Annotated in this window: 24 protein-coding genes; 11 read left to right on the top strand and 13 right to left on the bottom strand. The window is 56.7% G+C overall.

The window, feature by feature from the left end; translation table 11 throughout:
* Positions 1-20: 20 nt before the first annotated feature.
* Both ACSPX5_RS11045 and ACSPX5_RS11040 read right to left on the bottom strand, forming a co-directional pair.
* Positions 21-314, bottom strand: coding sequence for a putative quinol monooxygenase (locus tag ACSPX5_RS11045; protein ID WP_169430672.1), 294 nt, complete (start codon positions 312-314; stop codon positions 21-23).
* A 120-nt stretch (positions 315-434) separates the two neighbouring features.
* A complete protein-coding gene (locus ACSPX5_RS11040; RefSeq protein ID WP_439821699.1) occupies positions 435-1,871 on the bottom strand; it encodes a PLP-dependent aminotransferase family protein in 1,437 nt (478 codons plus the stop codon).
* A gap of 310 nt (positions 1,872-2,181) precedes the next feature.
* On the opposite strand from ACSPX5_RS11040, the gene ACSPX5_RS11035 reads away from it, so the two are divergent.
* Entirely contained in the window at positions 2,182-2,622 is a 441-nt protein-coding gene (locus tag ACSPX5_RS11035) for a carboxymuconolactone decarboxylase family protein (RefSeq protein WP_169430670.1), read from the top strand.
* A gap of 9 nt (positions 2,623-2,631) precedes the next feature.
* Here ACSPX5_RS11035 and ACSPX5_RS11030 read toward each other — a convergent pair whose 3' ends face one another.
* The gene (locus ACSPX5_RS11030) at positions 2,632-2,946 is read right to left on the bottom strand and encodes a hypothetical protein (RefSeq protein WP_439821698.1); all 315 of its coding nucleotides are present in this window, start codon (positions 2,944-2,946) and stop codon (positions 2,632-2,634) included.
* A 195-nt stretch (positions 2,947-3,141) separates the two neighbouring features.
* Here ACSPX5_RS11030 and ACSPX5_RS11025 point away from each other — a divergent pair, with 195 nt between their 5' ends.
* The 3 genes from ACSPX5_RS11025 to ACSPX5_RS11015 are packed head-to-tail and all read left to right on the top strand — an operon-like array spanning position 3,142 to position 5,348.
* On the top strand, positions 3,142-3,816 hold the full coding sequence (locus ACSPX5_RS11025) for an STN domain-containing protein (protein ID WP_439821697.1): 675 nt from the start codon (positions 3,142-3,144) through the stop codon (positions 3,814-3,816).
* A complete protein-coding gene (locus ACSPX5_RS11020; protein ID WP_439821696.1) occupies positions 3,813-4,364 on the top strand; it encodes an RNA polymerase sigma factor in 552 nt (183 codons plus the stop codon). The genes ACSPX5_RS11025 and ACSPX5_RS11020 overlap by 4 nt, the downstream gene beginning before the upstream one ends.
* A gap of 45 nt (positions 4,365-4,409) precedes the next feature.
* Positions 4,410-5,348, top strand: a complete 939-nt coding sequence (locus ACSPX5_RS11015; protein ID WP_439822028.1) for a FecR family protein — start codon at positions 4,410-4,412, stop codon at positions 5,346-5,348.
* A gap of 142 nt (positions 5,349-5,490) precedes the next feature.
* Here the strand turns inward: ACSPX5_RS11015 and ACSPX5_RS11010 are convergent, their stop codons facing one another.
* The gene (locus tag ACSPX5_RS11010) at positions 5,491-6,099 is read right to left on the bottom strand and encodes a prepilin-type N-terminal cleavage/methylation domain-containing protein (protein WP_439821695.1); all 609 of its coding nucleotides are present in this window, start codon (positions 6,097-6,099) and stop codon (positions 5,491-5,493) included.
* Positions 6,096-6,548 carry a type II secretion system minor pseudopilin GspH gene (gene gspH, locus ACSPX5_RS11005; protein WP_439821694.1) on the bottom strand — a complete coding sequence of 151 codons (453 nt, stop codon included), beginning with the start codon at positions 6,546-6,548 and terminating at the stop codon, positions 6,096-6,098. The genes ACSPX5_RS11010 and gspH overlap by 4 nt, the downstream gene beginning before the upstream one ends.
* Before the next feature lie 133 nt (positions 6,549-6,681).
* On the opposite strand from gspH, the gene ACSPX5_RS11000 reads away from it, so the two are divergent.
* From ACSPX5_RS11000 to ACSPX5_RS10985, 4 genes are all read left to right on the top strand, one after another.
* The gene (locus tag ACSPX5_RS11000; protein ID WP_439821693.1) at positions 6,682-7,113 is read left to right on the top strand and encodes a type II secretion system protein N; all 432 of its coding nucleotides are present in this window, start codon (positions 6,682-6,684) and stop codon (positions 7,111-7,113) included.
* A 265-nt stretch (positions 7,114-7,378) separates the two neighbouring features.
* Positions 7,379-9,214, top strand: coding sequence for a hypothetical protein (locus tag ACSPX5_RS10995; RefSeq protein ID WP_439821692.1), 1,836 nt, complete (start codon positions 7,379-7,381; stop codon positions 9,212-9,214).
* 117 nt (positions 9,215-9,331) lie between these two features.
* Positions 9,332-10,045, top strand: a complete 714-nt coding sequence (locus ACSPX5_RS10990; protein WP_439821691.1) for a hypothetical protein — start codon at positions 9,332-9,334, stop codon at positions 10,043-10,045.
* A 429-nt stretch (positions 10,046-10,474) separates the two neighbouring features.
* Positions 10,475-10,861, top strand: a complete 387-nt coding sequence (locus ACSPX5_RS10985; protein ID WP_439821690.1) for a DUF6124 family protein — start codon at positions 10,475-10,477, stop codon at positions 10,859-10,861.
* Between the two features lie 562 nt (positions 10,862-11,423).
* On the opposite strand, the gene ACSPX5_RS10980 is transcribed toward ACSPX5_RS10985, so the two are convergent.
* The 7 genes from ACSPX5_RS10980 to ACSPX5_RS10950 form a co-directional block, all read right to left on the bottom strand.
* Positions 11,424-12,743, bottom strand: coding sequence for an OprD family porin (locus tag ACSPX5_RS10980; RefSeq protein WP_439821689.1), 1,320 nt, complete (start codon positions 12,741-12,743; stop codon positions 11,424-11,426).
* Between the two features lie 192 nt (positions 12,744-12,935).
* Positions 12,936-13,769: a phosphodiesterase gene (locus ACSPX5_RS10975; RefSeq protein WP_439821688.1), complete on the bottom strand. Its 834-nt coding sequence runs from the start codon at positions 13,767-13,769 to the stop codon at positions 12,936-12,938.
* A 24-nt stretch (positions 13,770-13,793) separates the two neighbouring features.
* Positions 13,794-14,825 (bottom strand): ABC transporter ATP-binding protein, encoded by a 1,032-nt coding sequence (locus ACSPX5_RS10970; protein ID WP_207865929.1) that lies wholly within the window; start codon positions 14,823-14,825, stop codon positions 13,794-13,796.
* Positions 14,822-15,616 (bottom strand): ABC transporter permease, encoded by a 795-nt coding sequence (locus ACSPX5_RS10965; RefSeq protein ID WP_439821687.1) that lies wholly within the window; start codon positions 15,614-15,616, stop codon positions 14,822-14,824. The genes ACSPX5_RS10970 and ACSPX5_RS10965 overlap by 4 nt, the downstream gene beginning before the upstream one ends.
* On the bottom strand, positions 15,613-16,431 hold the full coding sequence (locus ACSPX5_RS10960; protein WP_423815217.1) for an ABC transporter permease: 819 nt from the start codon (positions 16,429-16,431) through the stop codon (positions 15,613-15,615). The genes ACSPX5_RS10965 and ACSPX5_RS10960 overlap by 4 nt, the downstream gene beginning before the upstream one ends.
* 51 nt (positions 16,432-16,482) lie before the next feature.
* On the bottom strand, positions 16,483-17,487 hold the full coding sequence (locus ACSPX5_RS10955) for an ABC transporter substrate-binding protein (RefSeq protein ID WP_169430652.1): 1,005 nt from the start codon (positions 17,485-17,487) through the stop codon (positions 16,483-16,485).
* Complete coding sequence (locus ACSPX5_RS10950) at positions 17,471-18,490, bottom strand: LacI family DNA-binding transcriptional regulator (RefSeq protein WP_439821686.1); 1,020 nt, start codon at positions 18,488-18,490, stop codon at positions 17,471-17,473. Before ACSPX5_RS10950 ends, ACSPX5_RS10955 begins: the two co-directional genes overlap by 17 nt.
* Positions 18,491-19,075: 585 nt before the next feature.
* On the opposite strand from ACSPX5_RS10950, the gene ACSPX5_RS10945 reads away from it, so the two are divergent.
* Both ACSPX5_RS10945 and ACSPX5_RS10940 read left to right on the top strand, forming a co-directional pair.
* On the top strand, positions 19,076-21,457 hold the full coding sequence (locus ACSPX5_RS10945) for a hypothetical protein (protein WP_439821685.1): 2,382 nt from the start codon (positions 19,076-19,078) through the stop codon (positions 21,455-21,457).
* 235 nt (positions 21,458-21,692) lie between these two features.
* Positions 21,693-21,992: a hypothetical protein gene (locus ACSPX5_RS10940; RefSeq protein ID WP_439821684.1), complete on the top strand. Its 300-nt coding sequence runs from the start codon at positions 21,693-21,695 to the stop codon at positions 21,990-21,992.
* 106 nt (positions 21,993-22,098) lie between these two features.
* Here ACSPX5_RS10940 and gspI read toward each other — a convergent pair whose 3' ends face one another.
* Positions 22,099-22,479 carry a type II secretion system minor pseudopilin GspI gene (gene gspI / locus ACSPX5_RS10935; protein ID WP_439821683.1) on the bottom strand — a complete coding sequence of 127 codons (381 nt, stop codon included), beginning with the start codon at positions 22,477-22,479 and terminating at the stop codon, positions 22,099-22,101.
* A 146-nt stretch (positions 22,480-22,625) separates the two neighbouring features.
* Between gspI and gspG the strand changes: the two genes are divergently transcribed.
* The gene (gene gspG / locus ACSPX5_RS10930; protein ID WP_439821682.1) at positions 22,626-23,084 is read left to right on the top strand and encodes a type II secretion system major pseudopilin GspG; all 459 of its coding nucleotides are present in this window, start codon (positions 22,626-22,628) and stop codon (positions 23,082-23,084) included.
* Positions 23,085-23,088: the final 4 nt, after the last annotated feature.

Genomic DNA, 23,088 nt, shown 5'->3' with positions numbered 1-23,088 from the left:
GGCTGCAATTTTCTTGAGTTTTAAACGATAGGAAACGAGTTGAAATCGACGCTGTTGGCCAGCCGACTGTCGATCAGATCGATAAACCCCTGCGCCTCAGGCCGGTTGAAGTGCGCCTGCATCGCCGCTTCCGACTGCCAGCGGGCACTGACCGTCCAGCGGTGGCTGTCCTCGGGGCAGCGGTCAACCAGATAGGAATCGCAGCCCGGTGTTTCGCGAAGGGTGTCGACGATCTTCTGCAACTGCTTGCCCAGCTCCTCGGAGCGGCCGGCAGCAGCCTGCACCTGTACGGTGTTGATCACTTCGTTGGACATTGCTCACACTCCTGAATCAGGCCGGACGAATCCTGCTCATTGAGGGATAACGCCTGTGCAGAATAGGCCTGCACCCCCGGATCACCAATAACCAATCGGCGGGTAATCCGTTAGACCAATCTACCCGGCGACCTGTTGCAGAATGTCGCGCAGGCGATCCAGCGCGATATCGATGTCCAGCGTCTCGATGGCACCGAAGCCGAAATACAGCCCGTTTCTGGCAGGCTGCTGGTAATAGAAGCCGTCGATGGCGTACAGCCCGACTTCGACTTTTTTCGCCAGTTCGATCACCAGCGGCAAATTGATCGCCACCCGGCAGAACACCGCCATATGGAAGCCTGCACTCGCCGGCACGGCTTCCAGCCACGGCGAAAGGTCGGTGGCCATGCGGGCCAGGATCCGCTCGCGGCGCTGGGCATAAATGGTGTGGCAGCGGCGGATGTGCTTGAGCAGGCAACCCTCGGCGATGAACTTGGCCAGCGCCCATTGCGGCAGGGTGGAGGCGTGCAGGTCCGTGAGCTGCTTGGCGCGGATCACCGCTTCGAGGATCGCCGGCGGCAGGATCGCGTAACCGAGCCGCAGCTCTGGCAGCAGGGTCTTGGAGAAGGTGCCGACGTAGGCGACGATGCCGCGCTGATCGAGCTTGTGCAGCGAATCGGTCGGGCGACCCTCGTAGCGGAATTCGCTGTCATAGTCGTCCTCGATGATGATCGCGCCAAGTTCGTAGGCCCGGGCCAGCAACGCCTCGCGCCGCGCCTGGCTCATCGGCATCCCCAGCGGGAATTGGTGCGACGGCGTCACGTAGATCAGCCGGGTGCCGTCGGGAATCTGCGCGACCTGAATCCCTTGCGCATCCACCGGCACACCGACCACCGTGGCGCCGTGAGTGCCGAACAACAACCGCGCCGGCGGATAACCCGGATCTTCCATCGCCACCAGACTGCCGGGCCGCAGCAGCACGCGGGCGATCAGGTCCAGCGCCTGCTGCGCGCCGTTGCACACCACGATGTCTTCGTCCTGGCAGGTCACGCCACGGGAAAACGCGATGTGCCGGGCAATCGCATTGCGCAGCGCCGGCAAGCCTTCCGCCACGCTGTAGAAACCTTTGGAACCGGCCATTTGCCGCATGGCGTGGGAGACACAGCGGCGCCAGTCATCGTGGGGGAATTGACCCTTGCTGGTGGCGCCGCCGATAAAGTCGTAGCGCAGCGAGCCGTCCAGCGTCGGATGGCGCAGGAACACCGGCAAATTGCACCAGCTCGCGATCACCTCGGAACTGGCCAGTTCGCAATGGCTTTGCTTGCGTTGCACTGGCGTCGAGCGGGCGTTGACGTAAGTGCCTTTGCCGATGACGCCGGTGAGGAAGTTCTCGTAAGTGAGTTGCGCGTAGGTGTCGGAAATGGTCTTGCGCGAAATCCCCAGTTGCTCAGCGAGCAAGCGGCTGGGCGGCAGTTGCGTGCCGGCGGCCAGACGCCCGGATTCAATGGCGCCGCGCAGTTGTTGATACAACTGACCCGCCAGATCCTTGCGGCCGTTGATCACGACGTGAAGTTCCATACCGACGGGGCTCTCCGGGCGATTGAGTGTGCCGGCCAGATTACTCCCGTTTACTGACGGGGCAGTAGTTGCGTAGAGCAAAAACCTCGAATTGGTCACTTACCCTTGTGGGAGCGGGCTTGCTCGCGAAGGCGTCGTGTCAGGCAACTAAAAATCGACTGGCACACCGCCTTCGCGAGCAAGCCCGCTCCCACAGGTATCGTGTTTGGCTCGGGGGAATGGTCTGCCGGTTTTCCGTGGAATTGGGGCTGTAACCCTGGCGCGCCAGCGCTTACCGTGAAATCACTCTTCTGCTGCCCGAGGCCCGCCCATGTCCCCGCGTCTGGATTACTACAGCGCTTCACCCAAAGCCATGAAAGCGATGATTGCCCTGGAAGCGCTGACCAGCAGCCTGAGCATCGAGGCGCCATTGCTGCACCTGATCAAGATCCGCGCTTCGCAACTCAACGGGTGCGCGTTCTGCACCGACATGCATTCGGTGGAAGCGCGGCGGGCAGGGGAGACGGACCGGCGGCTGTATGCCATTGCGGTCTGGCGCGACAGCGGCTTCTTCAACCTGCGTGAGCGGGCGGCGCTGGCCTGGACCGACGCGGTGACGCTGCTGGCGGAAAGTCATGTACCGGACGACGTCTATGAGCAGGCACGAGCACAGTTCAACGAAGGCGAACTGGTGGACCTGACAATGGCCGTCAGCACCATCAGCAACTGGAATCGCCTGGCGGTGAGTTTTCGCCAGATTCCCAGCGACTGATCGACGAAACTAGTTCGGTGGCCGCTGCGGTTTGACCGACGTGCCAAACGTGTTGCCCATCCGCGTGCTGGTGGCCGCCGGGGTCGCCAGTCCCACCTGATTCGGCGGGCGCTTGTTGACCGGTACATTCATCGCTTCCTGATTCTTCTGCGCAGCCGCCGCGCCATTGGGGTTGTTGCCCATCTGCTGGCTCAGGCAGTCGTAATTCGGCGCCTTGTAGCCACCCACCGTCACCTCGACACAGCCCAGCGGCTCCTCCGCGTGTGCAGCGCCCAACACCGTCAGCAACAACCCGCCGAAGACGACTTTCCAGACTGATTTCATGCCTGCCTCCTGGCCGGCCCGAAGGGGCCGTTCTGGTTCAAGAGTCTAGTGCAACGGCGGCGCCGATCCCGTGATGGTTTTTTTGCAGGGGCCGTCACACCAGATTCATAAACAGCCCTCAGGATGACGGTTTTCAGGGGTGCATCAGCCGTGCAGCGAGGCCGTGCCAGGGACGAATTTGCGCGCTCAGCGCTCATGCGCCAGCTCTGTCTGGGGCTGCTGCTTGGCTTATTTCTGAGCCGTGCCAGCGCCGATCCGGTACCGGCGTCGATGCGCATGACGCTGCACATCCCGGCCCAGGAACTGGCCCGCGCCCTCGATCAGTTCAGCCGCGCCACCGGCATGGCGGTGCTGGTCGACAGCCAGTTGAGTCGCGGTCGACGTTCACTGGCGGTGGAGGGCGAATTTACCGCCGCCGAAGCGTTGCGGCGGATGCTCGGTGGCAGCGGCTTGATGGCCAAGTACAGCCGCGACGACGCGTTCACCTTGCAGGTTGCGCAGGTCGAGGACGTGCCGTTGTCGGCGGAGAGACCGTCCCCCGCCAGCGCAGCGGTCAACCGCAGTTACGCCACGGCGGTGCAGGCCGCGATTGAACGCAACCTGTGCCGCTCGCCGCTGACCCGGCCCGGCAGTTTTCGCGCGGTGTTGCAGCTGTGGATCGGTCGCGACGGTGTGGTGCAGCACAACCGGTTGGTCACCACCACCGGCGATGTTCGGCGCGATGCAGCGTTGGTAGACAGTTTTCACACGCTCAAAATCGACCGGCCCACACCCGGCGCATTGCGCCAGCCAGTCACCTTGCTGTTGTTACCCGAATCGTCAGGAAAGCGCATGGAATGCACACAATGGGAAGGAGTTTCCGGGGGATGAAAGACGCCGGGCAAAGTTCGATGGTCCAGCTGTTCCTGACGTCCTACGAGGACTTTCGGGTGCGCCTGCGACGCCGTCTCGGCTCGGAAGACCTGGCCAACGACGTGCTGCAGGAAACCTGGCTGCGGCTCGACCGCATGGAAGCGCCGCCGAACCTGCTGCGGCCCAACGCCTACCTCTATCGCATGGCCCTGAACATCGCCGCCGACCGCCGCCAGGCCGATGCGCGGCTGCTCACCGGCAGCGAAGTCGAAGAACTGCTGCACGTCAGCGACGAAGCGCTGGACCCGATGCGCGTGGTCGGCGGCCAAAAGGAAATCCAGTCCCTGGTCAGCGCCCTCTACGAGTTGCCGGCCCGGCGCCGCCGGATCTTTATCGCCGCACGGCTGGAAGAAGCGCCGCACCTGGAAATCTCCCAGCGTTTCGGCATTTCCACGCGCATGGTCGAGAAGGAAATCAAGGCTGCGCTGGGGTACTGCGCGGCCAAACTGGAAAGAAAAGTGTTTCAGCGGTTCGGTCGCGGGGCCGGAAAACCGTCTAGTGAATGAAGCTCCGATTGAGTGTCCCGATCAACCCGTCGAGTACCTGTGCGTTTGAACATCTTCCGTCTGACACCTGCCGAGCCCACGCCTGCCGAGCGTCTGCAAAGCGAAGCCCGCGACTGGCTGATCCTGCTGACCTCCGGCCGCGCCACGGTCGCCGATGCCCGAGCGCTGCGCCAGTGGTGCGCCCAAAGCCCCGAACACGCCCGCGCCTTCGAAGAGTGCAAAGCGTTGTGGCACCTGCTGCAACCGGCGGCCGAAGCGACGCAAGCGCCACGCCGGTTCGGGCGGCGAGCCTTTCTCGGCGGCGCGATGGCTGCTTCGGCGGCGTTCTTGCTGGTGCGCGGCACGATCCCGGGTGGTTTCTCCGGACTTGGCGCCGATTACATCACCGAAGTCGGCCAGCAACGTCGGGTCGAACCGGCCGATGGTTTGAGCCTGGAACTGAACACCCAGACCCGTATCAACCAGCGTTCGGTGGATGAGGGCGTACAAGGTTTTGAACTGGTCAGCGGCGAAGTCGAAGTGCAGACCGCACGGCTGCCCATGGCGATGCAGGCCGGTGGCGGATGGCTGCGGGCGAGCAGGGCGCGGTTCAACCTGCGTAACCTCGATCAACAGGTGTGCGTGACGTGCCTCGATGGCGCGGTAGATGTGGAAGTTGAAGGTCGCAACCTGCGCCTGGAGCCTGGCCAGCAATTGACCTATGACGCGCAACAGGTCGGTACCGTGCAAAGTGTCGACACGACGGCAGTCACCAACTGGCGCCAACAGGTCCTGGTGTTCAACGGCGCAACCCTGAGCCAGATGATCGACGAGATCAACCGCTATCGCCCAGGCATGTTGCTGCTGCTCAATCGCGAACTCGGCCAGCGCCGCGTTCAGGCGCGTTTCTCTCTTGATCAACTCGCCGGCGTAGGCGCACTGATCCGTGATGCCTACGGCGTCAAATGCACCGAGTTGCCGGGCGGCGTCGTAGTCCTCAGCTAACTAAACCCAACACCAACAAACACCCCATACCCCCTGTGGGAGCCAGCCTGCTGGCGATGAGGGCAGCACATCCGACATCTCATTGCCTGACCCACCGCATCGCCAGCAGGCTGGCTCCCACAAAGTTCAACGGTGACCGCCGCTACTGCAAAGGCCCTATAACCTGCCGATACTTCTCCGGCCCTTGCGGTGTCTGCCGAGTCAACCGCACCTCCAGCCCCAACGGATCCTCCCGCCGATTCCCGCTCAACTGCCGCCACCCCTTGTCCGCCTCCCAAACCCGCACCTGCAAATCACTCACCTCACCCAACACCGCCACCCCAGCCGTAGGCGCCAGCAACGGATACCGACTCCGTGCCGGCGCCACAGCGCGATACAACGTGTCCCCCTTGAGCCACCAGCGCACCCGTTGCAAAGACCCCGGCTGATCCGCCGCGCTACGAATAATGTCCAGCCGAAACCCCTTGCTGTCACTGCTGCGCACCGTAAGGGCAGGCGGGGCCGTCGCCGGTTCATCCTCGGTGCCGACCTTCTTCGGCTCCGTCAGCTCGATCCCGGCGCGCATCTCCACATCCCGCTGCATCTGATTCAACGCTCGCAACAGGCTGTCGCTCTGCTCGCCACTGGCCTGCAAATGGCTGTCGGCGCGGGTGACACTGTCCAGCCCCTTCCAGGCGATCAGACTGACGACTGCCATCAACAGAATCGCGACCATCACCTCGATCAGCGTAAAACCGTGTTGTCTGTTCATTGCACGCTAATCCGGCCCGAAGCATCGCGCAGCACACTCAACCGATTGAGCCCGTCAGACAGCGTCAACTGCAGCGGCGGATTGATCCACTCCGCGTTGAGCACCACTTTCTGCTTCGGCTCCACCTGCACCGCAAGCTTCGGACTCTGCCAGGGACGCGGCCGCAACTGCGGGTCCCGATCGAAATGATCAAACCCCTTGCCACTGTCACTGCGCCGACTGAACCGAAACCCCTTGCCATCGCTCAACCACGCAATCGGCCGCCCATCGGCGCGGGCCTCGGCCTGAGCAATCTGCAGCAACTGCGCCACGCGCTCGGCGTCCTTGCGCAGCAACTGCAACGGATCGGGCTTGATACTCAGACTGATCGCCGCACTGGCGATACCGATGATCACCAGCACCACCATCAACTCGATCAGCGTAAAACCCTGCTGCCTGCACCGGTTCATCGAATGCGCACTCCCTTGCGTCCAGCCTCGTCCCAAAAAACCATCCTGCACGGCCAACATGTAAGGCGTGTGAAATAAAACCGTGAGAATTGCCGCGTAGTCTGGTCACCGGGACTAAAAGGAGATTCAGCCCATGAGATACACCGCACGCTTTTCACCCCCCCAAATCATCCAGGCCGCCGCACTGCTGGCCGCCCTGGTCGGCATCGCCACCTGGTCATCCCTGTTCCTGACCACCGCCGAATCCCACACCCCGGCGGCCACTCCGCAACTGCTCGCGGCGCGCAGCGATAACCCCGCGTTGCAGTGGTTTTCCAATCGCACGGCGCCGGTGGAGATCAAGGTCAGCGGCGTGATGGCGGGGAGTCGCGGGGCGGTGGCGATTTTGAGTTTGAACGATGGGCCGCCGAGGAGTTTTTTGCAGGGGGAGCGGGTGAGTCCTGGGGTGAAGTTGGTGGCGGTGGAGGGGGATGGGGTGGTGATTGAGCAGGGTGGGGAGCGGGTGCGGTTGGAGGTGGAGCGGTTGGGGGAGGGGGTGGAGATGCCTAGGTTGGTTAGGCCGTGAGTTGAGTCGGGATGTGCTTGACTATTTTTGACCAACCAAAAGATGCACATCGCAAATGACCGCTTTCGGCCAGAGGCAGACTGTTTGCTTGGTCCAGAGACGGGCGAATGAAGTGGCGGTCGATGACGCAACTGGTAAGCGTAGGAGTGGAGACTGTCAGATAGCCATTATTGATAGGTTTCGCTACGCTCAATCTGTCTGAACGGCTCACAACCAACCTAGGTAACAGCTGACAGTCCCCAAAAAAACAAGCATGGAAAAGCATATGTTAGAACTCTCAGGCAACCCATCATCCAGAGCTATTGGAAGCGTTTACAAAGAGAATAAAAGATTTGTTGTAATTGGTTTGACTGGAAGAACTGGTTCAGGCTGCTCTACATCAGCAGAAATCCTTTGTAATGCCTCCGTTGAGCTTCCCGAGAGTGCGTACCCCGGAATTACAAATAACGAGCTAAGAAAGCATAGAATAATAAAGAAATTTATTGAGCAACGATGGCAGCCTTTTAAGTGTCTTCAAGTTAGAACTGTGATAACTAGATATATTCTCGCATTAAACTTTCCGGAGTTTTGCCGCTTTGTTTCTGATGTGATGGCTAGAGATATACATAGAGCATCCGAAATTCTGAAAGAAATAAAAGACGAATATGACGATTTGCATATCGAAATATCGGAGTATCTTAAAAGCCCTGAAAAAACACTTGATGAGATTGAAATTAAGCAGGAGTTTGCTTTTGATCTTTATTTCAAGAGGTTGCCAATTTTTTCAAACAAGATACGAGACGTCTTGAAAAATATCTCCATTGATGCATATACAAAGATATATCAGAGCGCAGGCGATAATATTCGAGCGTCAGGGCAGGTAAATAGTTCTAAATTTGACGACTCAAAAGTTTTTCATTTTCCAAGGACTATAAACAAGATAATAAAATCCGCACATCACGTGGCCCGGAAAAATAATGAGTCCTGCTTCATTGTAATTGACGCCATTAGAAATCCATATGAAGCAATTTTTTTTAAGGAGCGTTACGCTGGCTTTTATCTGGTTTCTATAAATACAGAAAATGACAACAGGCTAGCCCACCTCCGTAGTACTCATAAGTTTTCTGAATCTCAAATAAAAGAGCTTGATGAAAAAGAATATCCAAGTAAGCTCGCAGGGTATAGTAAATTTATCTCGCAAAATATACAAAAATGTATAGAGATATCCGATATACATATGCATAATCCTAGAAAGGAGCAGTTCAATAACGTTGAGCTTAAATGCCAACTTGCCTGGTATGTTTCATTAATACAGCATCCAGGCTTGGTAATGCCAACTTCTATAGAAAGCTGTATGCAAATTGCTTACACCGTCAAGCAAAGTTCTGGCTGCATATCAAGACAGGTGGGAGCAGCTGTCACTGACGAGGAGTTCTCTGTCAAGTCAGTTGGATGGAACAATACACCACAAGGGCAAGTGCCATGCCTTCTCAGAAATGCAGAAGATTTACTTCTTGGTCAAGACACTTACGCATACAGCGAGTATGAAAGAAATGATAGTAAATTCAGAGATGTTTTATATGGAAAATTTGACAAGTTAAGAAAATCACCTTTGCTGGAAGGCCGTAATTTATCTTTTTGCTTTAAAGATATGCAAAATGAAATAGATGGTGAAAAAAACCAAGTTCACACACGCTCACTGCACGCGGAAGAAAATGCATTCCTTCAGATTTCAAAGCATGGCGGGATGAAGCTTAGAAACGGGATATTGTTTACTACAGCCAGTCCGTGCGAACTCTGTTCTAAGAAAGCTTATCAACTTGGAATCAGCAAAATTGTATTCATTGATCCTTACCCTGGAATTGCCACTAGGCATACTCTATTAGTAGGGGGGAATAGTCCAGAGCTACAACTTTATAGAGGTGCAGTTGGCAGAGCATATCACCAACTTTATCAGCCAATAATGCCTTATAAGGATGAGCTTGAAACACTGCTATCAATACCCGGCAGCGCAAATAAAAAAGCTATTCGGACAAAGCTGCTGGAAAAAGAAAATTTAGAATTACGAGAAGAGCTTGAACGACTAAAGAAACAGCTGGACAGCCTTGGTATACAAAGGTGATTTTCATATCGTAGAAAAAGGGGACTGATTAATTTTCTGAGAAATAAATCAGTCCCCTTTTTTTCTATGTCGTCACTGATACACTGATTTCGACTCGCCGATTAGCCAGGAGCTGAAATGGATATCAAAGAGTTTTGCGTCGCTCATGGATTTGACTTGAGTAAAAGTGGAGTGGCGTTAGGAGGTGGAAGTTTTGGAATGACAGATCTGAAAATTTCTCCAATGGAATTTTTGATCTTGGCCGAAGAAGATTTTGAGCGGGGCGGATTGGCCGCGCTTGTGAACGCTACGACCAATGTGAAACGAGCCATTGTCGGACAGCTTGATCAGTTACTGATCTCTTTCGGCTATCCATCACTTAGATGGAACGTGCCAAAAAAGATCGAGCGAGTAAGGGCGCTTGGATTATTGGCGCCCAGTCTGTTGCGTAAAGTTGTCGATATGCGAAATTTTCTTGAGCACGAGTACGCTACACCTGAGCTCAAAAACGTTGAGGAAGCATTGGATATTGCGAGTCTATTTGTAATGTCCGCTTCAGCTATGTTCGTTCCGTTCGATGACGTTCTGGAGTTTTCACGGCCTGAGCCCCAAGTGGCGGACGGCGCTATTGCACTTCTCACTGCAGGGTTGAGACGGGAGTCAGGGAGGGTTTTTTACAACGTCTACGCATATGAAGCTGGCGGGTATGCTGGAGATTGTGTTGGTCAATGCCAGATTCAATCAGGGCATATCCTGTTTGAAGCAATGGTAAAGCTTTCCGCATCGCTGATGCTTCGATACAAAGTAAACCAAGCGATCAATGATTTTGAAGCTGCGTATGCTCAGTCATGAGTGCTCGATAGGTGAGTATTGCCGGGTATGGGGCAGATTTATTTAAGTGGGGAGGTACCGCAGTAAGGTCTCGATAAACACCAACGTTTAAAAAGACATCTCCAGACACTCTCTCAGGCTACATATCCTTGCGCCGTTGCCTACAGCTACGCCAGAATCCGCCGGCTTGTGCGCCTTGGGGTCGGGTTCTATTGTGGTCTGGTCGCTGACGAGTCAGCGATCGGGTTTGGTAGCCCGGCTTAGACTTGGCGCATAGCGTCACCCGATACAGGCCTTTTTGGGGCTGTGTATTTATGGTGGCCATGCGCAGGGCGTCTTCGGGCGCGCCGGTTCTCCAAGTCACCGGTCTACCAACCTTCGTATGGCCACCACCCCTTCGTTTGGTAGCGAAAGATGATGGCTCCTTTTCTATGATTTGGAGATTCACTCATGATCAAACCAACACCCAACCCGCCCGAAACCGAGTCGGTTTCCCCCTACGAATCCATCGATTCCAGAAAACTCCACGAAGCCGCCGACCGCGCGCTCGACCATTACCTCTGTCCGCCCGGCTCCACGCCGCCCCCACGTAGAACCCGCGGGATGTATGCCGTGACGGCGGACAACAAAAACGAAGAACTGCTGATTGATGCCAGTGAAACACTCGCTTCGGCCCAAACCATTGCCCAGAACATCGCCAGTCTGGTACCGGCTTCTCAGCGTCGGGCGTTGGTTGGGATTGCGCAGTTGATCATGCTCGGGGAGTTGGCGGTGAATCGGGCGTTGGATAATTTGCAATTGCCGGTGAAGCAGCCCTCGGGATCACCTGCTGATTAAGCTCGTGCCAATTCTGACGCCTTCGCGAGCAAGCTCGCTCCCACAGGGATTTAGGGGGGGAGGGGACTGAATTATTTCATTCAGTCCCCTTGGTTTCTTAACCCGCGTCGCCGCGATCTGGCTCTGAAGGCGCATCCGGACACTCATCGGCCCATCGCGTAACCGTCATGTCGTTGAGCTGCTCACCCATGGTGTCGACGCGCAAGCAGGCGCCTTTCTTTGAATAGAACAGGATGCAGCGCGAGCTATCAACAGAGCAGGTGTCGAGCTCCAGGAAATTGCGTGGAGCCGCTTTCGGCCGATTCTGTTGAATAAGTCGGCCATGGTTTGCACATCAAAAAAGTACGCGTCCGAGATTGAAATCTCTACTTTTGGCAGAGGCTTCGGACTCGGATTTCACGTAGCGGCGTGCAAAAAGGCGTTTTCACCAGTCAATGATCTGGCAGTTGGGCAGACCGACTGTTTCAACAGAATTGGCCAATAGCAGCCGCTCGCTTTGAAGGCAAATCAACGACTGTCAGACTAATTCGCGCGTCTGAGTTTCGTAAGTAACTTTTACGCCTTACATCAACGGAATTGTATAGCTCACGATCAGGCGATTCTGGTCTTGGTCGCGGGCGATATCACTTCGAGACATCGCGTTCCGCCAGCCAAAACCGACGTTCTTCAACGCACCGCTCTGGATCACATAGTCCAGAGAGATATCGCGCTCCCATTCGCCTGCGTCCTTGCCGCTGGCAGTCTGAATATTGTCGCCCTTGAGGTACATCACCGATGCCTTCAAGCCAGGAGCACCCAGTGCAGCGAAGTCGTAGGCATACTGCGCGAATGCGGTTCGCTCCCCCGCCTGGATGAAGGTCTGAATGGTGCGGTCGGTGTAAAGATAAAGACTGGCACCTGCCTCGCCTTTATCGACCAGGCCACCCTGATTGAGTTGCGCAAAATTGCTGTCATCGGAAACACGTTGATAGCCCGCCGTAATTGCATGGCCGCCCAACGAATAAATGAACGCCGCGCTCCAGGTATCGTTGTCGATTTCACCGGTACCGCCTTTGGTGTAACCCCCGAACTTGTAACCGTTGGCGCGACCGGCCGCACTGCTGTTCTTGCCATCGGACGTGGTCTTGAAATAACGCAGATCGGTTTTCAGCGAACCGTATTCACCGAGCGGCAACACATGCAGCAAACCAGCGAAGTGCTGCTGGTAATAGTCTTCCAGATTGGCGTAGTAATACTGAACGGTCAGATCCTTCGTCAGTTTGTAATCGCCACCGGCAAAGGTAAATTTATTGCTTTCCTTTGTGCCGCCCGCAACGGCCAGACCTGCGCTATCGCTGGAAGCACGCCCGGTGGCGTGTTCAAGTTGGCCGGCAGTGACGGTCAGGTTATCGATTTCATTGCTGATGACTTGTCCGCCCTCGAAGGTTTGAGGCAACAGCCGGCCATCATTGGAGACCACTACCGGCAACTTCGGCTGTAAGGTGCCGTAACGCAGCTCTGTCTTCGAGAAACGCATCTTGGCAGTCGCACCGACACGGCCCCATTGGTCCGCAGCCTTGTCGCCGTCATTGGGGAACATCGAACCACCGACATGACGACCCGCACCGCTGTCGAGCTTCAAACCCAGCAGGCCAATGGCATCCAGGCCGAACCCCACAGTGCCGTCGGTAAAACCGGATTGATAATTGAGCATGAAGGCCTGCCCCCACTCTTCGGTCTTCGAAGGAGCGGCGGCCCCATCGCGGTTATCATTGTTGAAGTAGAAGTTGCGCAAGTTCAAATTGGCTTTGCTGTCTTTAATGAAATCAGCAGAGGCGAACGGACTCATGGCAATACTCAGGCCGCCGGTCAAAAAACTTAATACTTGAAGCGTGGCTTTCATCAGGACGAACTCCAGCGCAGAACCTATGTTCCGGGCACATTAAAAGGACAGCGGGAAGCACTCAGCCAATCAGGCGATTGACCAATGCGTTAACTAATCATCAAGAAAGATCTGAACCGTGCGCAGAGAATGATATGGGTTAAAACCTCCGAAGAACTTCGTCAAAAAACGCCTTGAAAAATCTCTGTGCCATCAGTCGATCAATCCATGTGCGTCGTAAAACGGATACGGTCCGGGATACTCACCAAACACGGCGTTATGGGTCACCAGCCCCTGCTGCGCTTGCCAGCGATGCAGCAAATACCCGGCCGGTTCCAGATTGAAATGCGCCGGGGCGGTTTGCTGTAGATCCAGCACGATTTGATGTGAGGTACCGGGACACACACAACTCAGGCTGCCAGCGAAACGCCGCTGCATCGGTCGGTGTAAATGTCCGCATAGCAAGCGTTCCACCTGCGGGTGACGGGCGATGACCTGCTCAAGCGCCGACGCATTGATGAACGGCTCGCGGTCCATATGACCAATACCGCTGATAAATGGCGGGTGATGCAGAATCAATAACGTCGGTGCATCGGGACGACCAGCCAGTTGCTCATCGAGCCAGAGCAACTGGCTGTCCAGCAATTGACCGCCATGAGCGCCGGGGATCGTCGTGTCCAGACCGATCAGGCGCACCGGGTGCTCTTCAACCACCCAATCCAGTGGTGCGCCGGCAGACATCGGCAGGTAGGCATGATCGGCAAATGCCGCCAGCAAATGCTGGCGATTGTCGTGGTTGCCAGGCACGAGGTAGCAAGGCATTTCCAGGCGCGCCAGTTCGGGATGCAGCACGGCATATTCATCAGGTCGACCGAAGTCCACCAGGTCGCCACTGATCACCACGATGTCGGGACGCGGATGGAGGCGATTCAAATGATCGACAGCACGCCGCAACGCGCCGAGGGTATCGACGACGCCGTAAGTCAGCCTTTGACCGGCTTTAAGGTGCAGATCGCTGATCTGCGCAATGAGAAACGGACGATTCAAGATAAGTTCTCTGAAAACTAAAGATCACGAATGCAGGGTAAACAGCATTTGCGGCTCGATGGCCAAGGCAATCAGCGTGCCGGGGGCGAGGATGACGCCATCGGCGCTGTCCACCAACAATGGCTGTGAAGCACCCACATCCACCAGCAGGCGGCTGTGGGCACCCTGGAAAAACTGCCCCACCAGGCGCCCGCGCAGATGACCCTGGTTGTCCGTCACCCGCAAATGCTCAGGGCGGCAGTACACGGTGGCGGGCAGACTCGCACCACTCCACGGCAACTCGCCACCACTGACTCTCAAGCCATGGGACGTACGCTCGGTCACAGAAAAAGCATTGAGGTTGCCAACGAAACTGGCCACGAAAGCGTTGGCCGGTTGCTGATAGATTTCCCGCGGGCAAGCCAATTGCGCGACGCGGCCGTGCTCCATGACCAGGATGCGGTCCCCCAACGCCATGGCTTCTCCCTGGTCGTGGGTGACGAACACCGCGGTGATTCCCAAACCACGTAGCAACTGATCCAGCTCGCTGCGCAAGCGCTCACGCAACTGAGCATCCAGCGCTGCCAAGGGTTCGTCGAGCAATAACACCCGAGGCCGAGGTGCCAGTGCTCGGGCCAAGGCGACACGTTGGCGTTGACCGCCGGACAATTCGTGAATGCTGCGCTTGCCATGTTCTTGCAGACCGACCAATTCCAGCAATTCCGAACAACGCTTGTTGCGTTCGGCGGGGGTAAGACCGCGAATCTTCAGGCCGTAAACAATGTTGCCGGCCACATCCAGGTTCGGAAACAACGCATAGTTCTGGAACACCATGCCCACGTCGCGGCGCTCGATGGGCAGGCGTGTGACATCGCTGTCGCCAAAGAATATCTGCCCCACGTCCGGGCGTTCCAGACCGGCGATCAGGCGCAAGGTGGTGGTTTTGCCGCAACCGGACGGGCCGAGAATCGCCAAGGTTTCCCCAGCCTCGATGGTCAGGTTTAAATCATGTACAGCAACGGTGCCGTCAGAGAACGCCTTGCGGCAACCCTCAAGGCGAATGGTGGTTCCGGTCATCGGCTCGCTCCTCGGGAAATACGGGCGCTGATGGCCTGCAGCGCAATGAGCAGCGGCACGATCATCAACAGGAATATGAGGGTGTAGGCGCTGGCGACTTCCAGCCTGGCCGAGGCATAACTGTCGGCCAAGCCCACCGGCAATGTTTTGGTCATCGGGGTATGGAGCATCCAGGTCAGGTTGAACTCACCCAACGACAGGGTGACAACCATCAACACCCCGGCGAGAATCCCGGCCCGGCAGTTGGGCACCACCACACTGAAGAAACGCTGGATCGGCCCGGCGCCAAGACTGGCCGCTGCGTCTTCCAGCGTCGGCAGGTGCTGACGTTGCATCACAGCCATCACCGGGCGAACCAGAAATGGCAGGGTGAACAGCACATGGCCGACGAGAATGAATAACCAGCTGCTGCGAAACCCACCGAACTGACCATAGGTGAGCAGCAACGCCAAGGCGCTGGCCAGGCCTGGCATCGCCACGGGCAACACCATCAGTTCTTCGAACGCGCGGCTGAAGCGATTGTTCATCCGCACCAACGCGTAAGCCGCCGGTACGCCAATCACGCAGACACACAGAGCACAGGCCACCGCCAGTTGCAGGGATAGCCAGACGGTCGACGAATAGGTTTGCCAAACCTGTATCAACCAGTCGAATGTGAATCCGCTGGACAGGCCTGCGAAGTAATTGCGCGTCAGCCCCGCCAGCAGCGACATCAGCACGGGCACCAGCATAAAGGCACAGACCAGCAAGGTAAAAACCAGTTGCCCGACAAACAGCGTTGAGCGTTTCACAATACAGTCCCCGATTGTTTGACCAGCCGCCGGGTCAGCAGCAGCGCGGCCCAGGTCACCACACCCAACACCACCGACAGCGCAGCCGCCACTGCGAAGTTGGCGTAATTGGTGAACACGTTGTAGATCGCCACAGGGGTCACGTTCAGCCGAGTGCCCAAGGTAAAGGCCGTACCGAATGCGCCCATGGAGGTCGCGAAACAGATCGCGCCACATGAGACCAATGCCGGCGCCAGGCCGGGCACAATGACATCGCAGACCACTCGCCAATGACCCGCCCCCAGTGAATGGGCGGCTTCTTCCAGGCTACGATCCAGGCTTTCGCAAGCGGCCATCACCGTGAGAATCACCCGCGGAATCGAGAAGTACAGATAGCCGATGAACAACCCCGTCAGCGAGTAGGCAAAAATCCAGCGCTCCCCCACCAGCTCAAGGCCGAGCGTGGCGAACAGCCCCTGACGACCGGACAGCAGAATCACCAGAAAGCCGACCACCACGCCGGGAAACGCCAGCGGAAAGGTCAATAAGGCGACCAGTGCCGAGCGGCCGAAGAAGCGCTGGCGAGCCAGAAACACGCCACTGATACCGCCCACCAACAGCGCCGCAAGGGTCACCACGAGAGCAAGAATGCAGGTCTGCGCCAGACTGCCCAGGTATTGCGCGCTGCCAAGCACTTGCCAGTAACCGCTGTCGCTGCCGTCGCGGCTTTGCCCACCCAGCACTATCAGATGCGCCAGCGGCAATAACCAGAATGCGAACAGCACAGCTGCTGCTGGCGCTAGTGCCCAGGCAGCTGTCGGTCGCAAGCGCGGCACGATGGACCAACCCGACCGGACTTCCCGGGCTTTTACTACCGAAGCCGTCACTTACTTGACCTCACTCAGATAACGCGCCGAGAAGGCTTCCTGCACCGCCGCCATGTGTTCGTAATCAACTACGCCGGCCCGTGCATACTCGCTGTCCGGCAGGAACTGCGCGGCGACGTCGGCAGGCATCTTCACCGCGCGCACTGGTCGCAGGTACGCCTTAGCCCACAGCGCCTGACCTTGATCGGACAGGACGAAATCCAACACCTTCTCGGCGTTGGCACGATGTGGGGCGTTGGCGACCATGCTCATCACGTAAGGCACGCTGATGCTGCCTTCTTTGGGGATCACGAACGCTACGTTAGCGTTGTCCTTGTAACGCGCCCGATAGGCGTTGAAGTCGTAATCGACCAAAATTGGCAACTCGCCGGACAGTACCCGCGCGTAAGCCGTCTGCTTGGGCACAATGGGCGAGTTTTTCGCCAGTTTCCGGAAGTAATCGATGGCGGGGGCGAAGTTATCCAGGGTGCCACCCATTGCCTGATTGATGGCCACGGCAGATACGTAACCCACGAAAGCGCTGGACGGATCAAGATAACCAACCATGCCTTTGTATTCGGGCTTGAGGAGATCGGCCCAGCTTTGCGGAACCGGCAAACCACCCAGTGCATCGACATTAACCATGATGCCGAGGGTGCCGGAGTGAATCGCAAACCAATGACCTTCCGGATCTTTCAGACCGACTGGAATCTGATCCCAACCCTTGGGCTTATAAGTTCCAGTCACGCCTTTTTTTTGCGCCTGTAAACCGAACGTCACGCCGTAATACACCACGTCGGCCACCGGAGCGGCCTGTTCGGCCACTAGTTGCGCGAGTGACTGGCCGGAGTTCTTGTTGTCCAGTGGGACCTGCACGCCGGTGGTGTCGGCAATCGCCTTGAGCTGCACGCCCCAGTCCGCCCACTCCGGCGGGCAGTTGTAGCAAATCGCCGTTTCGGCGGCTTGTGCCAGGCTGGTCACACCGCATAGCAGCAACGCCGCCAGGGTTTTACTGAATCGGATCATCAAACATCTCCTCGTAGGGCTGAGTACTTTCGCCCGACCGGATATGGCAGGGCAGGCAATGGGAAACCGGTGCGGCGCCAGCGATCTGCGCCAACAGTTGATCGATCACGGTGCAAGCCAGCGCCGCGATGGGTTGAACGACGCTGCACAGCGTCGGGTGCATTTGAGTACCAAGGGAAATACCGTCAAAGCCAATGACCGAGAGCTGCCGGGGCACGTTCCAGCCGTTGCGCCGCAGTTCCGCGATCAGACTGATCGCCAGCAAGTCGTTGGAGCAGACCAGCGCACTGGGTGCCTGCGGGCTGCGCAATAAGGGCTCGATGACGGCGAAGTCTGCCTGGGTATGGGCAGGCATTTCGATCACCGGCAGGCTGTCGAGGCCGGCCTCACGCATAGCGTCGAGATAACCGGCGTAACGCAGTCGAGAGCGGTCTGACTGCAAGGCTGGACCGGCAACCATGCCGATCTGCGAGTGTCCCGTTTCCAGCAGATAACGGGTGGCGAGCGCCATGCCGGCGCGATTATCCACCGACACAGCGCTGTATTCAGGATTGTCGGGCTGGTGATAGGCCAGCACAAAAGGCGTGTCTTCGTTGGCAAGGTTTTGCAGCACGCGACTGCTCTGGGCATCAGTCACGGTAAGGACCAGACCATCGACCCTTTGGCGCAACAAATCCTCGACCACCGCGCTTTCGCGCTCGCTGTTGTAGTCGGTAGTTGCCAGCAACAGGTTGTAACCGAGCAAGCGTGCAGCCTGCTCCATCGCCTGAAATTGCTCGGCGAACACAGGGTTAAGCAGATTGGGCACCACCACACCGATCAGGTTGGTGGTTTGCAAGCGTAGTTGGCGGCCGAGGCGATTAGGCCGAAAACCTAGCTGACGCGCAGCGGCGAATACTTGCTCTCGGGTCGCCGGACGCACAACTTCGGGGGAGGCAAAGGTTCGTGCGGCGGTCGCCCGCGAAACACCTGCCAGCCGTGCAACCTCTTTCAAATCTGTCATGTTCACTCGCTTGAGATCGATCTCATTGGCGATGACATTACTTGGGAAACATGGCACTCCTGCGATGAATAAATGACGTTTTGATGTCAGACGCTCACCCGTTACCCTGCGCATCCCGCGAATGACAGGAATCAGCCGTTTGGGCACAGCTTTTCAGGTTTTGTCCTGCAGCCAGCATTTGGGCTTTTCGATAGCATCGGACTGTCAGAAACCCGAGCCGGGATTCCCGAAGTGAGCAAGGATGTTTCACGAGTGAAATTGGAAACGTACCGAGGCCCGCGCAACCTGACCCGCCAAGGAAAAAGGTTTACCGTGGCGTGGAATCGACCTGCACGCCAAATCGAAACGCGGCATCAGAAAAGAAAACAGATCAGTCCACATTGTTCTAAAGAAATGACCATTCATCTTGAAGTTCCACTCACCTGTCAGATATGACAGGTGACAGCCGCTGTGTTTCAAGCCTTCAATCATCCCGTGTATTCATGCCTGAACAGAAATGTTCGCCATGCACAACTAATGATTGCCTGACAGTGGACCGGGTTTACTCCTGGGCCCGTTCGAAGCTTGAGATCGAGGCGCAGCATCATGCAAATGGAATGGACGTGGATGAGGTCGTGGCTGCTGGTATTGCTACTGTTCAATAGCTTGGGTGAAGCCGCAACCGGCCCGGAAATCGCACAGTTGCTCAACAAGCGCTATCAAAACGTGCAAACAGAGTGTGCGGGCGGCAACCCGGCGTATTTTTGCAGCGGCGTCATGTTGCATGGCAGCACTCCGATGATCGAGTTCTGGAAACACGATGATGTGGCCGCGCAATTGGGGGCGGAAAGTTTTGTCTATCTGCGTGCCGATTTGGGTACGCAGACATTGTCGTCAGCCAACGGCATGGTGTTCAGTGATTCATTCACGGCCATCGGCAAGGATCAGCCACTAGACGTTCTTTGCGCCTATCCTTTCGCGTTTGAACCTGTTGAGAGCCGTGCTGGTTTCGGTTGCGGCCTGTCAGCGGCAAGTCGACAGGCCGCCGACGCGAGCTCTTGCGCAAGCGAGGGAGTGAGTGATTCAGCGAGTTGGCTGGCGCACTTCGAGCAACAAGGCCGACAACCCACAAAGCAATGCTCGTTCAGCAGCCTCAATCCCATGCTATTCAAGGCCAGCCTGCTGGCGCATCAAGGCATCGACAGCGATTGGTCGGCCAGACCTACCCAGTTGCAGATACGTAACTGGGACGAAAGCACACCCCAAAAAATTCCGATGCAGGCGCTTTTTTACGATGCGAATAAATCAGGTTCGTTGTTCGCGGCACAGAAAGATCAGTATGACTACTTTGCAACTACCGGGGATTGGCTGCCAATTCTGCGAATGGATTTGGCTCAGGCAGAGCGTGCGGTATTCGGATTCAATCAGCAGGATCAGTTGTACATCGGTTATCAAGTGGCCGATAAGCTGAATGCACGGTATGCCGATACTACGCCTGCTTGTCGTGGTAACACGCCCGCCTACGACTGCAATGGCGTGTTGATCAGAGTGACAAGTGCTTCACCTAACTACCATGCGTGGAACCCAAGCCTCGGATCGGTAGAGCGGAATGGCGTGGCATTTTCCTATGTGCGTGAGGATGTCGGCACCAAGAGTTTTTTGTATTCGAAAAGCCAAGGTTTGATCCTCAAGGAAATGGCGGCACCCACAGGTTTTCCCCTTACCGTACGATGCGCCTATCCGTTTGATGCCGCTACCGATACTCGAAGCGACAGTTGTAACGAGTATATGGCGTTACCCATTAGCAAGCCCTGTTTGGAGCAAGGTGTTATCGATATCGCAACATGGCTCGTTTACTACGATCAGTTGAATGGGGTTTATGGGCACCATTGTAGTTTCGGTCCAAATCAATCCGAATTTGCGATGAGTGTTGATGTTAGATCTCACCTTCCTGATCCTGGTATGCGCAGGCTTCATAACGAGGTCATCATCGGCGCATGGCCCCAGAACATTCCGCGACAGCTCCCCATTCAAGCCTTTTTCTATACAAATGAAACGGCGTTAACGAGCGCTCGCTTTTTTCAGCGCGATTATTTTCAGCAGACGGGGCAGTTCATGCCCATTGTCCGGGTGGACTTGAGCGCGTCTGATGGCCGCATCTTTGTTTATGATCCTCAGGCCCAAATTGCTCAAAGTCCGATACTGCAAGTGCCACACGCGCCAGATGTCAGCGCGAGTGTGAACCTGGCCGCTCTTGATGCCAAATCAGGTGTACAGGTGAGCGTTGCCTACCCCGGTATGAATAAGGAGCAAAGCATTCAGTTGATAATGTCCGGCACTCCGGGAGTCGGCTCCCCTACGATTCCACCCATGCAGGGCGCGGAGATTGGGAGTGTGGAGTTTTCGATTGATTCTGAGGCCATTGCTGCCAACGTCGGCAACGCAGCTAAAACCTTCATACTCAAGTACGAAGTCACGGAGGGCGGCAGTAAAACCTCGTCGGGCACGCTGACTGTAAACCTCTCGCCGTTACCTGCCGCGGAGTTGGATAAACTCAGCATCGTACAGGCTGATGGCGATGAGCTGGATCTCAGCGACGTCACGGAGGGCGGTACTTTGCGTGCGGGGATCTGGGCATTCATGAAGGCTGGTCAGCCTGTTTGGCTGGAATTGAAAGGCAAGACTGCCACGGGTGAAAACCACAATCGTCAGGTTTGGAATGTCCCCGGCGCGTCGGTAAATCAGAAATGGATAAATGACGGGGAATATTTTCAGGGCGTGCCATACAGCTATCTCAAAGAGCTGGGAAACGATAGCGTGCTCGAGCTGCATTACAAGTTGGCTTTGACCATGAGCCAAGTCAAAGCGGACGCTATCGACGGGCCGGTGAAACGGTACAGGATCAAATCGGTGGGTGCTGTGAAAGCCTCTGTTTCCCGAACAAGGACCTATATAAAAATTCCCGGTACCGCATCGCGGCATCCTTAATAACGTCGTCGCTATTTGGCTCTGAAGGCGCATCCGGACATTCACCGCTCCATCGCGTCACCGTCATGTCTTTGAGCTGCTCACCCAGTGATCGAGCAGGGTGAAAAACGAATACAAGAGAAATGACCGTTGGTCGTAAACATCCGGATACCTGTTAAATCTGACAGGTGACGCTTCCTGCGGTCCACGATTGAATCACTCCGTCAAAACAATCTCACGAAACGGAGTTACTGATATGTCTACATCCAAGTCCAATGCCACCGCACCCGTGATCGTTTCTATCAGGGATTCCAAGGGTGAAGTACCTCAAAACGGAAAAACCTCTGATACCAGTGTGACAGTCGCAGGTCACTCGGAACCAGGGACGAACGTCGAAGTGTTCGATGGAGCAATGTTGAAAGGTACTGTCCTTGCTGACGCAGCAGGCAAATGGTTACTGGTTTTAAGTGGGCTTGCTCTGGGTGCACACATGATTGCGGCCGTTGCTGACGGTTCTGTGTCAGCTTCCAGAACATTTTCAGTGGTTCAACAGTAGAAAATTGATTCAATGGTTGTGAGTGAAGATCGGGAGATTTGAGGCGCGAGGTCCTCAAGGATCCCGATCTGTTCCTTATACATCGTGCCTGACGTTTTTGAGCGGGCTAGGGGGTTTCCGGGCGACTGAGCAACGTTTCAAGCCGAGCCAAAGGGGGCCGCTCTTGTCCCCGATCAAAAACCTGCACCCCAACCTTCAACAACCGCCCATTCTCCGCCCCCCCAATCACCTGCTCACACCGCAACAACAACCGCCCCTGATCACACTCCATCGCCTTGAACCCCATCGGCAATCGCCCCTCCAGCCGCAATTCCGCCATCCGACTCTGCGCCGCAATCATCGCAATCGAGCGATCCCGCAAGATCCCGCTGCTCTGCGTCATCAACCCCGCCACGCGCACGGCGGCGGACATGGCCACGGCGATGATCGCCAGCGCGACGAGCACTTCAATCAGGGTGAATCCGGCTTGCGGAGAGGGGCTGCGCATCGGGGGCTCGGGCTGTTGGGCAGCCCTTGACGCTAACGCCCGTGCTTGACGGCTTGACGACGGAAACTCCCGAGGATTTTCAACATCCCTGACATATCTTCTTGCAACACTGCGCGTCGAATCGAATCAAGCCAGGGAATGACGAGATGGATATCGCGCAGTTCAAACAACCCGGTCGACCGAGCCGGATGCCCCGTGGGCAGCAGGGTTTTACGCTGATCGAGATCATGGTGGTCGTGGTGATTCTCGGGATTCTGGCGGCGATGGTGGTGCCCAAGGTGCTCGACCGGCCGGATCAGGCGCGGGCCACGGCGGCGAAGCAGGACATTGGCGGGTTGATGCAGGCGCTGAAGCTGTATCGCCTCGATCACGGCACTTACCCGAGCCAGAGCCAGGGTCTGAAAGTGTTGGTGGAGCGCCCAGCCGATGCGAAGAACACCAACTGGCGCTCGTACCTGGAGCGCCTGCCGAATGACCCGTGGGGTCGTCCTTATCAATACCTCAATCCCGGTGCCAACGGCGAGATCGACATCTTTTCCCTCGGTGCCGACGGCCAGCCTGACGGCGACGGCGTGAATGCCGACATCGGTTCCTGGCAGTTGTAAGGCC

This window comes from Pseudomonas sp. HLG18, from assembly GCF_051903985.1.
Taxonomy (GTDB): Bacteria; Pseudomonadota; Gammaproteobacteria; order Pseudomonadales; family Pseudomonadaceae; genus Aquipseudomonas; species Aquipseudomonas fluorescens_BT.
The sequence above is the reverse complement of the archived record's forward strand: the minus strand, read 5'-3'. Positions and strand labels throughout refer to the sequence as shown.